Consider the following 13,001-nt stretch of genomic DNA (forward strand, 5'->3'; position numbering starts at 1 on the left):
ATAAATACCACCTTCTGCATTACTGTTTTAAAGTTACCAATGTCACGCCAGAACCTCCCCTATCGGCATGTTCATCTTCAAATTTAGCTACTGATGGCATGGTACGTATAAGGTTTCGGGATATTTCTCTTAGTATGCCATCCCCTTTTCCATGTACTATCCTAAGATCTTTGATTCCCAGCATGTGCCCTTCATCTATAAATCTTTCCACAAGAGCAAGAACCTCCTCTCCCCGCTTTCCCCTTAGATCAAGGTTAATATTGAAATCCCTCATAGCTGCAGTAGTATCATAGCCAGAGGTCCTTTTAATAAGTGATTTCTTTTCTTTTTTCAGAGCGGTATTACTGATCTTTTCTAGTCTGGAAAGTTTTACATTGGACTTAAGATCACCGATGCTGATTTCTACATCTTTGTTCTTGATAGCTATAACTTCAGCTATGGCCCCATTATCTTTTAACCTTACATGATCTCCTGGCTGAATTTCACCTTCCAGTACTTTGATTTCAGGTTGCTTTACTTTTATTTTTTCCGGTTTCACCTTTGTCTTCAGCTCATCAAGTGCTGTTCGGGCCTTTTTGGTAACCTCTTTATCCGCCTTACTTTCCTTAATGGTCCGGATAGTAGCCTCTATCTGTTTGTTCGCCTGATCTAAGATTTGTTTAGCCTCTACCTTGGCATCTTGGAGCAGCTGTTTTTTACTATTTTCCAGCACTTCCTTTAGATCGGTATATTCTTTCATCCTGAGCGTCAGGATACGGTCTTTACGCTGGGTTTCGAGTAATATCTGGTCATACTTGTTTTTTTCCGACTCCAGCTTATTTAGTAACCGATCATAGCGCACTCGCTCCTCTCCTATCTGTTCTTTAGCATAGGCTATGATCTCTTTAGAGATCCCTATTTTGGTAGCGATCTCTAGGGCAAAGGAACTTCCTGGCTTGCCTATATCCAGCTGATATAATGGCTCCAGCTTATCCACATCATAGCGCATGGCCCCATTTACCATTCCCTGGTTTTTATCAGCCAGTTGCTTGAGATTGCCATAGTGGGTGGTAATGATACCATATGCCCCACTCTTATTAAGCTGTAGCAAAATGGATTCGGCTATTGCTCCTCCAAACTGTGGCTCTGTGCCCGTACCAAACTCATCTATAAAAAAGATCGTTTTCTTATCAGCAAACTCAGTAAAGTACTTCATGCTCATCAGGTGAGAACTATACGTACTCAGGTCATTTTCTATGTTTTGCTCATCACCGATATCTATGAACAGGTGGTTAAAAAGACTGAATTTGGAATGGGGATCTACCGGAATCAAAAGCCCACACTGAATCATATACTGAAGCAGGGCTACCGTTTTAAGCGTAACTGACTTTCCGCCCGCATTGGGACCGGAGATGACCAATAATCTTTTGTTATGATCAAGGTTAATATTGAGCGGTGTGATGGTTTTATGCTGCTGCTGGAGGGCCATTTCAAGTAGGGGATGGCGTGCATTGTGCCATTCTATAACTTTTGCCTTCTCTAAAAGCGGCTTACTTGCATTCATTTTTAAGGCTAGCTTGGCTTTGGCTCTTATGAAATCTATCATGCCTAGAAATTGAAATGCCTTTCTGAGTTCGGGGATGAAAGGCCGAAGGGTATCGGTAAGCTGTGTGAGGATTTTCTGGATTTCTCGGCGCTCCATATATTCCAGCTCCTTCAGCTCATTATTGATATCCAGCACCTCTGCAGGCTCCAAATATACGGTCTGACCAGTGGCAGATTCATCATGGACAAACCCTTTGATTTTTCGCTTATTTTCAGCCAGTATAGGCATCACCATTCTGCCTCCCCTTATAGTCAAAGAGGCATCATCTGGTGTATAGCCTTTGGATTTGGCTTCACGGAATATTCTATCAAGGACTTTCCTTAGCCGGTTTTCCTCATATAATATACTGGACCTGATGAGTCCGAGATCCTTGGAAGCATTGCTTCTTATCTTACCTTTTTCATCTATTATACGCTCAATGGCACGTAGGAGGGTCTGGTTCAGCGTGACCATTCCTACCAGCTGATAAAGCACCGGATATGCTTCCTGATGTTTTGCCAAAAAGGATGTACACCCTTCCAAAGTGATCAGAGAAAGCTTTATTTCATAGAATTCATCTTCATATAAAAATGTGCCTTCTATTTTAGCTTTGTCCAAAAAGGGATATATGTTCAGGAAGTTTGAAGTGGGAAACATTTCCCCCGAAAGGAGAATTTGTCTAAACTCTTCTGTCTGGTCCAATAATTTCTGGATCAGAGACGGGTCTTTACTAAATGATATTTTTGTGACAAAATCAGCACCTATGATGCTGGTACATTCTGATTTTATTAGCTCTTTGATTTTATCAAAATTAATCTTGCTCTCAAGATTATTCGGATATAACATATTTATTGCTCTCCTATGTTTTGTTTTACTGTGAGTGAATCAATCGTGCGGCTATAAAGTTCCTCCATCACATTAGCATCTCGAAGATAATATTGCAAACTTTGAAGATAAACAGAATCTTGGACGCCATGTTTTTCAAAAACCCGCTGCTCGAGGTAGGGATATACTTTCTGAGATGAATCATAGGGGATAGGCAGGGAACTGGCTATACCTTCTACCAAATGAATATCTACCATGATAGAGACCATTTTATCTTTGTCCAATAATCCTTTAGGTTTGTCGTTATTGCCACAGGAACTTACCAAAAAGATTGAAGCAATGAGTATTAATAACTTTTTCACAACACAAAATTAGCCAATTCTGAGGAAATTAAATAATATGATGTCCTGTACAGATTTTATTATTCCAATGAGTCCATTAAATTTGGAAAAAATACTTGAATGAAGCATCTGCTTAAGAAACTCAGAAAGTACGAAATTATGATCAGAAAAGTGGCCAATAATCACCTACAGGGTGATTATCAGTCTATTTTCAAAGGTGCCGGTCTGGAATTTGATGACCTTAGGCCCTACCAATACGGTGATGACGTCAGAACGATAGAGTGGAAAGTATCTGCAAAAGGCCATGGTACATTTGTTAAAACTTTTAAAGAAGAGAAAGATCAGTCAGTGTATTTCCTTTTGGACATAAGCGGATCCCAAAATATAGGAGATAAAAAAAGAAAAAAATTAGATGTCGGTAAGGAAATAGCCGGTGTGCTTACGCTGGCTGCTTTGTTTGAAGGAAGCCAGGTGGGACTGATTTCATTTACAGATCAAAAAGAAAAAGTAATCCTGCCAGGCAAAGGCCAAAGACAGGGAGTGAAGATCATCCGTGGTATATTCAAGCATGAAAACAAGTCGCTCAAGACAAATCTTAACGACATGTTTATCTTTGCACTGAACCTGATAAAAAAAAGAAGTATAATCATTGTGATATCGGATTTTATAGATGACGATTATGAGCGCCCTTTTAGGGCCATGGCAGAAAAACATGATGTGGTGGCCATACAGATAACCGATCCCAGAGAATCTAAACTCCCCTCTCTAGGCATCATCCCCATATATGATAAGGAAGAAGATAAAATCACTTGGGTAAATACCGCTTTTAGGTCTTTTTCAAAAAAAATATCCTCTACATTCATTTCAGAGCGATCTGCTTTTGAGGAACTGTGTAAAAAAAGTCAGATAAATTACCTTTCTATCAATACCAAGGAGGACATCGTCTTACCCTTAATAGAAATATTTAAAACCCGAAATAAAACCATGAAACGTGGGTAAATCAAAGGCTTTCTTTATCACCTTATTTCTGCTGATCCACCTATCTGTCTTTGGACAAGAGCTTAAAGTGGAAGGTTATTTTCTCCAGGATTCTGCCCGGCTTGGTGAAAGGGTATCCTATGTTTTAAAAGCTACCTATCCTCCTGAAAAACAGGTCATATTTCCTGATTCCACCTATAATTATGGTGAAATGGAATATCTGGGTAAAAAAACATATATATCTTATACCCAGGATAGTCTTACCCAGGACAGCGTTATCTATTATCTTTCCAATTTTTCACTTGACCCGATAAGGAATTTTGCTTTACCGGCATATGAAGTACTCAGGTACGATAGTTTGGTATACTTTGCTGAGGAGGATGAACTGTTTTTAAAACTTACCATAGATGAGATTCCTGACCAGCCTATATTTCGGGACAATGATCACTACCAGAACATAAGAGGGGAATTCAATTATATTTATTTCACCATAGCACTGGTGGCTTTACTGGTCATATTGATTCTGACTTACATCATATTTGGAAAAAATATCAGGCAACAGTACCTGATCTGGATAGAAAAAAGAAGATTGGGAAGATTTAACAAAAGATGGGACAAAGCCAGCCGTGCATTTATACAAAAGCCCGAACCTGATAGAGCTGATGAACTGTTGGGACTATGGAAACATTATTTAGAGCTGGTATCAGACAAGCCATATAGGGAGTGGACGGCCAGTGAAATCGCTTTGGATCTCCCCAGAGAAGGTATTTTGGAAGACCTACGCGGTATAGAACTGATCATCTATGCAGGTCGGCAAGCAGAAGACTTACCACAGATCTGCCAAAACCTGAAGGCCGACTGCTTAATCATGTATAATAAAAAAATAGCACGCATCCATGAACGTAAATAACATAGGCGATCTTCTTTCATGGCAGTGGTTTTTACCGGAAACCTTCCGTTCTTTTGAGTGGGAAAACCTCTGGGCACTTCACTTTATCTGGGTCATCCCTGCCCTGATCCTACTCAGGAAAATGATAAAGTACTTTAAAAATTCATCACTAGAGCTGACACTCCCACGCAGTGTGGCTAAGACTAATCCCTGGACGTATTTAAGGCTTATACCTAGCCTATTCTTTATTCTGGCCATGTGGATGATAGCTGTGGCACTAGCCCGCCCCCAGCGGACCAATGAGAGAGTGGAACAGTTCACCGAAGGGATAGACATCATGCTGGTGCTGGACATTTCCGAATCTATGGACCTTCAGGATTTCAAGCCTAATAGGCTAGAGGCTGCCAAAGAAACAGCGGTAGAGTTTATAAACGGAAGGTTTGGTGACCGTATCGGAATGGTAGTATTCTCAGGAGAAGCCTATTCACTTACCCCACTTACCACAGATTACTCCCTGTTGACTGATTTGATAGAAGATATATCATTTGATATGATTCAGGCTAAAGGCACCGCTATAGGAAGTGCACTGGCTGCAGGCACTAACAGGATGAGAGAATCAGAAGCGGCCTCTAAAGTTATGGTACTGCTGAGTGACGGAGATAACAATGCTGGGAATGTGGATCCCATATTCGCTGCACAGCTGGCCGCTGCTATGGATATAAAAATCTATACCATAGCTGTAGGCAAAGACGGAATGGTACCCTATGGTACGGACTTTTTCGGTAGACCTCAGATGATAGAAAGCTATCTGGATGAATCTACCTTAAGGGAAATAGCAGCTATAGGTAACGGTCAGTTTTTCAGAGCAGGGGATGATGATGCACTTGAGAGCATCTTTGAGCAAATAGATGCCTTGGAAAAGGCAGAAATCATAGAAAACCGATACAAAGAAACCCAGGATTATTATAGGGCTTATCTTTTCTGGGGACTGTTGTTCTTCTTTATCTGGATGGGGCTGAAAAGTACTTTCCTTAATAACTTTTTGTTGGATTAAGGGAAATTTCATCAGGTGAAGGCTTATTTAGTAAGGCAGTTATTACATGGAAATATCCATTCCTACATTAATGTTGATACTAATGTTCTTTTAATATTGGTTGTTATTTTGGTAAATAATACTCTAAAAAGAGAAAAATTTACTTTTTTGTAATTTATTAAATAATCTTTTTATAAATTCATGATCAAATCAAAGTGTTGCTCAAGAGAAATTGTCTCTTAGCAACACAAAAATCTAAAGCCTCTTTACTTTAAATTGATTGTTTTTTAGACCTGATTTTATTATGAAAAATCCAATAATATTCATTTCACTTTTCAATCTACTTTTTTTTTCCTGTATCAATAATGAGGAAGATATAGAGTCTATTATAGAAGAGGAAATAATATGGGTTCAGCATCCTTTTTATCAGCATGACTTGAAAGCAATGCGGGGTATCTTCCAACTGGATAATTATATTTTGACACAACATGACTTTGGGTATGGGGTAAGAATATATGAACAGGGAAATGAACAATTAAGTAATTTTTTTGTAAATCTATTAGTTTCTCAGGTTCCTGGAAGGAAGCATATGCACATAGACTTGTCTTTTCCGGTCAATGAAAAATACTTCCCTGTGTGTTTTGTCGAAATACCAAAAAGTATTTTTGTGTATTCCCTCAGATCTCCCATGCAGATTAATACAGCTATAAGTGGATTGGAAATTAAAGGTGAAGACATAGATCCTGATTTTAGAGATTTTTATATTATAGGTTCATTTAGAGGAAATATGATTGAACTAAAAGATGACTTTCTCTTCGTAGCATACAATGTAAAAGCTGAAACAAACCCTCACCCTCTCAAATTTGCTATTATTGAATTGAAACAGGATCTTTCAGGATTTGGAGTGGGTACCGAATTGGTTTCTATTAAAACTATAAATTCACCGCAAAAGGAGGATTTATTCGGAAATCTCTTTTCATCTGTTCTACCTGTAAATGATGGATTTGTAATCTCTACCTCTTTTAAATTATTTAAATTTTACTTTGACGGAACTGTTAAAGTATTTGAAAGAAATAATATTGATAAAAATGATCATGAAAGATATACCGAAAGTATTCTTATCAAAGATCCGAAAACCAATGTTATACTTTGTCTTGATATTAGCAATATGCTAGATTCATACTATTCTATGGATGATGGGGAAACCTGGGATTTATTAAAAGATTTTCATTCCAGTAATGATTTTAGTACATTAGATATGATCAGGTACATTCACCATAATGATGAATTATATGGGATTTATAATTCCCAGCTATTTAAAATTTCAATCACACCCAATCACTTTGCAATAAATGAGTTGGATAACACAGGTTTAGAAGGCCATAAAATCACTGGTATAAGCCATTATCAAAAAGATAGTTTAGTGATGGTCTCTTCCCGTTCAGGAGCATTTTATAAACCCGCTAATGAATTGGATAAACCTAAAATCAATGCTGCTATGAATACAATTTTCGGCGGATTATAATTTTTATAATAAAGATATAAATGAATGCTTTTATCAGGGAGTAAGTTTTAACACTTAAAATTTCGCATCCATTATATAATATTTAAAAAACAAACTACCATTAACAGGAGTCTTACTTTTGAACAATTCCTTCTGAGCTTACTGACTCTCCAATGCAAACTTTAAAAGCCTGATCCCAAATCCGATCAGTACTATAGCCACTCCTCTATTCAAATACATCATCAGCCTGGCAGTGATATACCTTTTTATTTTATGGGCACCATATGCTTTTGCCACGTCTATACAGAATACGGTAATTAATACCCCAAAGTAATAACCCCAAATATCTAAAGTGGTAAAATCATCCCTTAGCTGTACAAGCCCGGCGATAGACCCCCAAAACAACAAAACAAAAGGATTGATACCATTGAGGGAAAAACCTTTTAAAAACCCGAATCTTTTTTTGGGCTCATTAATAGCTATACCACCCGAATTGGGTCTTTCCATACCTTTTTTAAAGAACGAAACTATACCAAACCCAATCAAAAATGCCCCTCCAAGGTACCCTAACCATATTTCTATTTCTGGAGTTTTGGATAATGCAGAAACTCCAAAATAGGAAATAAACACATATACGGCATCGCTAAGGATTACTCCTGCAGCCATAGCCACAGCATATTTAAATCCCTTAGCTATGCTATTTTGGATCAATGCAAAAAAAACAGGGCCTATTATCAGTGATAACAGCAGCCCCATCCCAATACCTTCTAAAATGTTCATTTATTATTCTCTTGTACGTAAGCGAGCCATTCCTCGGCTTTATTCCCTTTCAGTACCCGGGGAAATTTATTTTGTCCCCCTTCTTTGCCCATAGATCTCATCCATTCATAAAAAATGGCCTGTGGCAAAATTTTCACTTTAATTTCTTTTAACGCATGCTGCCTCTCCACTATATAATCATCATTAAGAGATTTAAGTTTTTCGTCCAGTAACGCTCTTATCTGGGCAGCATCTACCTTGTCATCTGTTCCTATGTACCAGTGGTGGCCAAACAGTGTACCATGAGGCCTGCCCAGTACGGTAAATTCCCTGATATCTATATTCAGTTCATTGCTTACCAGCTCTATGGCTTTGTTCATATTATCCACAGACAGGTGCTCTCCGCATAAGCTGAGAAAATGCTTGGTCCGTCCTGTTATCACTATTTCACTTTGGGCAAGGGAGACAAATTTGATTACATCGCCTATAAGATATCTCCATGCACCCGCACAGGTACTGATAAGGATAGCATATTCCACTCCTTCTTCTACCTGATCGATGGAAAGCGTTTCAGCTCCCTGCTTTATTTCACCATCCTCATCAAAATTCTCCTTAGTGAATCGAATAAATTCATAAAAGATCCCATTATTCAATACCAGTCTCATTGACTTTCTGTTTGGGAAAGCTTGAAAAGCCAAAAACCCCTCACTTGCTAGATAAGTTTCCATGTATATCAGAGGCCTTGACAGCAGTTTTTCAAACCCTTTTTTATAAGGCTCGAAATTCACTCCACCATGTACAAAAATTGTAAGGTTGGGCCATAGGTCATGAATGGTATTTAGCTGATACCTTTCTATTATTTTTTCAAGAAGGATCTGAAGCCAAGCGGGCACTCCTACTATGATGCCTATATCCCATTTCGGAGCATTTTCTACAATTTTTTCCAGCTTCTCACCCCAGTTTTTATTCTTGGCTATTTCCAATCCAGGCTTATAAAACCGCTGAAACCAGATAGGAAGCCTACCAGTGGTGATCCCACTGAGATCACCTGCGAAATAAGTCCCATTAAACTCCAAATCAGTACTTCCACCCAGCATCAGAATCCCAGTGGTAAAGAGTCGGTCCGGTAGGTCATATTTAGATAGCGCCAGTATTTGCCTTACACCTGTCTTTCGGATGGCATTCACCATTTCCCTGGATATAGGGATGTATTTAGAGGTACTGCCGGAGGTACCTGAGCTAAGCGCAAAATGCTTTATAGCTCCCGGCCAAGTAATATTTTGATCCCCCTCTTTAAGTCTGTACCACCACTCTTCGTAAATTTTATCATAGTTATAAGCAGGTACATTTGCTTTGTATACATCATAGAAAGTATTTCCCTTTTTGATAAATTCATGTAATATTTCCTTGAATTTATATTTATGGCCAAACTCCGTCTTGGATGCAGCGATCAGGAGCTTTTTAAGCTCCAGTTTCTGGAGTTCTATAGGGGAACTGTATTCCTGTTCGAGAGATTCCCTCAATCTAATTCCTCGTTTTAATAATGTACCTAATATCGCCATTGCTTTATTTTTCCTGAATATCAAACAAATTGGAGGCTTTCGATTGCCGAACCCCGTCCTAAACAGTATCTTTGAAAGTGTAAATTTAAAAGAATGAGCATAAAAGAAAACCTTCAGCAGATAAAAAACACTTTTTTAAATCACGAGTGCAAACTGATAGCGGTAAGCAAAACCAAACCAGTAGAGAAAATAATGGAAGCTTATCGAGCTGGGATGAGGGATTTTGGTGAAAACAAAGTTCAGGAGATGGTCGAAAAACAGGAGCAAATGCCAAAAGATATCCACTGGCATATGATAGGTCACCTGCAGCGAAATAAAGTCAAATACATTGCTCCTTTCGTTTATCTTATCCATGGAGTGGATTCATTTAAATTATTACAAGAAATAAATAAACAGGCTAAAAAAGCAGATAGGGTGATCCCCTGTCTGCTCCAGATTCACATAGCCAAAGAAGAAACTAAGTTTGGTTTTGATGAAAAGGAACTTACGGAACTGATAGAAGGAGAAGCGCTTAAACCTCTTAAAAATGTAAAAATAGAAGGTCTGATGGGAATGGCTACCTATACTGAAAACGAACAGACTATACGATCAGAATTTTCAGCATTGCGTAACCTAAAAACCCTACTGAAAAATAAAGCCCTACCCGAGAATGTACAGATGAATGAACTGTCCATGGGAATGAGCGGGGACTATCTCATCGCTCAAAAGGAAGGCAGTACCATGGTAAGGATAGGGAGTGCCATCTTTGGGAGCAGAAATTAACATCATTATGAACAAAATTATTCAGGCCGGAGCCTTATTCGGGGTTTTGGCAGTAGGTATAGGAGCATTTGGCGCGCATGGCTTGGCTGAGATATTGGAAGTACATGGCAGAACTGATACATTTGAAACAGGAGTCAAATATCATTTTTACCATGCTATCGCATTGGTACTAACAGGCCTGATAGGTCATCATCCCTATTCAAAAAAATGGCTGAAGTGGTCGAGCTTGGGCTTTATTTCTGGAATATTAATCTTTTCAGGATCACTTTATACCTTATCCCTAACCGGCGTTACCTGGTTGGGCGCAATTACCCCCCTCGGAGGAATAGCCTTTATATTGGGTTGGATTTTTCTGGCCATTGCGGTTTCATCTAAGAAATAGATTTGTTTTTAAAAGTAAAAATGAAAAAGTACAGTGTATTAACCATCCTGCTGATCTTACTGGCCCATCTTTCATTTGGTCAGGTTACTACCAGAGATCGTATAGTAGAATTAGATGGATTCCTCGGTAGAGGATCTTTTTTTGAAAATCACCTGACAGGTTTCAGTTTATATGATCTGGATGAGCAACAGACCGTTTATGAAAAAAACAGTCATTTGTATTTCATTCCAGCCTCTACCACCAAACTCTTTACTTTCTATGCAGCTATTATGTCACTTGGAGATAGCACCACAGTACTGCGCTACGTCCCAAACGGAAAAGAAATAACCTTTTGGGGGACAGGTGATCCCAGCTGGAAATATCATGCCCTCCCACAGCCAAGGCTCAAACAGTTTTTTGCGGCCTACGACAAAATAAATTTTTCCGAAAACAACTGGAATGACCAGGCATTTGGTTTTGGCTGGCAATGGGACGATTATTATTTTTCCTATTCGGCAGAAAAATCCCCCTTCCCCATATATGGAAACCTGGCAAAAGTCATCAATGTAAACAATCGCCCCCAGATCAGTCCTTCTCTTTTTCGCAACAGCTTAAATACAAGTGAAAGAACTGTCAGGAATGTACAGCGGGAATTTCACACGAATGAATTCTTCTATAATCCACGGACCTACAACGGCATGAACACATATGTTCCTTTTCTGACTTCGCAGCAGACTTTTGTACAGCTGGCAAGTGCAGAACTGGAAAAGATAGTAATTCCTAGCAACAGAAAATTACCCAAAGATCACCAAGTGCTAAAAGGTATACGAACAGAATCCCTTTACAGGGAAATGCTATTGGAAAGTGATAATTTCATAGCCGAACACCTTTTACTGATGGTATCGGATGCCCTTTACCAAGAGCTCAATACGGAGAAAACCATAGATTATATTAAAAAGACCTACCTATTTGATCTACCAGACGAACCACTCTGGGTAGATGGTTCAGGACTCTCCAGGCATAACCTGATGACCCCAAGATCTATGGTCACTCTCGTAGAAAAAATCTATAGAGTAATGCCGGATGACAAATTATTTGATTACCTTCCCAAAGGGGGGGTAAGTGGTACTCTGAAAAACAATTATCACGCTCCCAAGCCTTATGTGTTTGGTAAAACAGGTACCATTACAGGGAATCATTGCCTGGTAGGTTTTATCAGAACAAAAAGCAATAAATTATATGCCTTTTCATTTATGAACAATAATTATCCTTATAAGGCTAGCCAGGTAAGGCGTGAAATGGAGAAAGTACTGGTCTATGTACGTGATAATTTTTAGTCTATATTTATGAACAAAAGAACATTCATCAAGTCTCTGGGCCTATCATTGAGTTTATTCCCTGTATTGGGAATGCAACGGGCTCTACGAAATTCATCTCCCTCCACCATCCTTCCAAGATCTTTGCAGAAGGGGGATACAGTAGGGCTGATCAGTCCATCAGCTGCTACTGCCGAAAGGATCCAGTTCCAGTTTGCCAAAGAAGCACTGGAAGCACTGGGTTTTAAAGTAAAGGCTGGGGCCCATCTTGAGAAAAGACGGGGCCATCTGGCCGGCACTGACGATGAACGCGCCGATGATCTCAATTCAATGTTTGTGGACAGGGAAATAAAGGCCATCATATGTATCCGGGGCGGTTCAGGGGCGGCCAGGATCCTACCCTTGATCAATTATGAATCTATAAAACAAAATCCCAAACCAATCTTAGGCTATAGCGATATCACGGCCATTCATAATGCCATCTATGCCAAAACTGGACTGGTCACCTTCCACGGGCCCAATGGCACCGGAAGCTGGAACAATTTTAATGTGAGCCAATTTGAAGAAGTATTTTTCAAACAAACCCTAATCAAATACGAGAATGAAAAAATAAAAGGAGATGATCTTGTGGTAAAACAGAACCGGATTCAGACCATCAAGAGTGGCCAATCTGAAGGAGTGATCGTGGGGGGGAATCTTACAGTTTTGACTGCGCTGGCAGGTTCTGGCTACCTACCTGATTTTAACGGGAAAATTCTTTTCTTAGAAGATATAGGAGAGGAACCCTATAAAATTGACCGCATGATGAGCACACTAAAACTGATGGGGGCACTGAATAATCTAAAAGGATTCATCTTTGGCCAATGCACAGACTGTAACCCTACCGGGGGATACGGTACCCTCACCCTGGATGATATTTTCGATGACTATATTCTTCCTTTAAATATTCCAGCTTATCGGGGTGCGATGATAGGACATGTCCCAAAGCAGTTTATCATTCCCATAGGGGCCAAAGTATCTATGGATGCAGATGAAGGCAGTTTTACTTTACAGGAAAAAATATTCCAGTCTTAAATGAAATATACTTCACTGCTTGCCTTAGTTATA

12 protein-coding genes are annotated in these 13,001 nt (G+C 39.2%); 8 read left to right on the forward strand and 4 right to left on the reverse strand.

Annotation, left to right across the window (positions count from 1 at the left end):
* Positions 1-19: 19 nt before the first annotated feature.
* Positions 20-2,410 (reverse strand): endonuclease MutS2, encoded by a 2,391-nt coding sequence (locus tag EL17_RS04660; protein WP_035070881.1) that lies wholly within the window; start codon positions 2,408-2,410, stop codon positions 20-22.
* Between the two features lie 2 nt (positions 2,411-2,412).
* Positions 2,413-2,751 carry a DUF4296 domain-containing protein gene (locus EL17_RS04665; protein WP_035070883.1) on the reverse strand — a complete coding sequence of 113 codons (339 nt, stop codon included), beginning with the start codon at positions 2,749-2,751 and terminating at the stop codon, positions 2,413-2,415.
* A 99-nt stretch (positions 2,752-2,850) separates the two neighbouring features.
* Here EL17_RS04665 and EL17_RS04670 point away from each other — a divergent pair, with 99 nt between their 5' ends.
* From EL17_RS04670 to EL17_RS04685, 4 genes are all read left to right on the forward strand, one after another.
* The gene (locus EL17_RS04670) at positions 2,851-3,729 is read left to right on the forward strand and encodes a DUF58 domain-containing protein (protein ID WP_035070886.1); all 879 of its coding nucleotides are present in this window, start codon (positions 2,851-2,853) and stop codon (positions 3,727-3,729) included.
* Complete coding sequence (locus EL17_RS04675) at positions 3,722-4,618, forward strand: hypothetical protein (RefSeq protein ID WP_035070887.1); 897 nt, start codon at positions 3,722-3,724, stop codon at positions 4,616-4,618. The genes EL17_RS04670 and EL17_RS04675 overlap by 8 nt, the downstream gene beginning before the upstream one ends.
* Complete coding sequence (locus tag EL17_RS04680; RefSeq protein ID WP_035070889.1) at positions 4,605-5,651, forward strand: vWA domain-containing protein; 1,047 nt, start codon at positions 4,605-4,607, stop codon at positions 5,649-5,651. Before EL17_RS04675 ends, EL17_RS04680 begins: the two co-directional genes overlap by 14 nt.
* Positions 5,652-5,934: 283 nt before the next feature.
* Positions 5,935-7,155 carry a hypothetical protein gene (locus EL17_RS04685; RefSeq protein ID WP_035070891.1) on the forward strand — a complete coding sequence of 407 codons (1,221 nt, stop codon included), beginning with the start codon at positions 5,935-5,937 and terminating at the stop codon, positions 7,153-7,155.
* A 138-nt stretch (positions 7,156-7,293) separates the two neighbouring features.
* Here the strand turns inward: EL17_RS04685 and EL17_RS04690 are convergent, their stop codons facing one another.
* Both EL17_RS04690 and EL17_RS04695 read right to left on the reverse strand, forming a co-directional pair.
* Complete coding sequence (locus tag EL17_RS04690) at positions 7,294-7,914, reverse strand: LysE family translocator (protein WP_035070893.1); 621 nt, start codon at positions 7,912-7,914, stop codon at positions 7,294-7,296.
* Positions 7,911-9,455 (reverse strand): GH3 family domain-containing protein, encoded by a 1,545-nt coding sequence (locus tag EL17_RS04695; RefSeq protein ID WP_035070895.1) that lies wholly within the window; start codon positions 9,453-9,455, stop codon positions 7,911-7,913. The genes EL17_RS04690 and EL17_RS04695 overlap by 4 nt, the downstream gene beginning before the upstream one ends.
* A gap of 93 nt (positions 9,456-9,548) precedes the next feature.
* On the opposite strand from EL17_RS04695, the gene EL17_RS04700 reads away from it, so the two are divergent.
* The 4 genes from EL17_RS04700 to EL17_RS04715 are packed head-to-tail and all read left to right on the forward strand — an operon-like array spanning position 9,549 to position 12,968.
* Positions 9,549-10,217, forward strand: coding sequence for a YggS family pyridoxal phosphate-dependent enzyme (locus EL17_RS04700; RefSeq protein WP_035070897.1), 669 nt, complete (start codon positions 9,549-9,551; stop codon positions 10,215-10,217).
* Between the two features lie 7 nt (positions 10,218-10,224).
* Positions 10,225-10,599, forward strand: coding sequence for a DUF423 domain-containing protein (locus EL17_RS04705; protein ID WP_035070900.1), 375 nt, complete (start codon positions 10,225-10,227; stop codon positions 10,597-10,599).
* 20 nt (positions 10,600-10,619) lie between these two features.
* The gene (locus EL17_RS04710; protein ID WP_035070901.1) at positions 10,620-11,915 is read left to right on the forward strand and encodes a D-alanyl-D-alanine carboxypeptidase/D-alanyl-D-alanine-endopeptidase; all 1,296 of its coding nucleotides are present in this window, start codon (positions 10,620-10,622) and stop codon (positions 11,913-11,915) included.
* A 9-nt stretch (positions 11,916-11,924) separates the two neighbouring features.
* Complete coding sequence (locus EL17_RS04715) at positions 11,925-12,968, forward strand: S66 peptidase family protein (RefSeq protein ID WP_035070903.1); 1,044 nt, start codon at positions 11,925-11,927, stop codon at positions 12,966-12,968.
* The last annotated feature ends 33 nt before the right edge of the window (positions 12,969-13,001 follow it).

Origin of the sequence: Anditalea andensis, assembly GCF_000714815.1 — a bacterium.
In the GTDB taxonomy this organism is placed as follows: Bacteria; Bacteroidota; Bacteroidia; order Cytophagales; family Cyclobacteriaceae; genus Anditalea; species Anditalea andensis.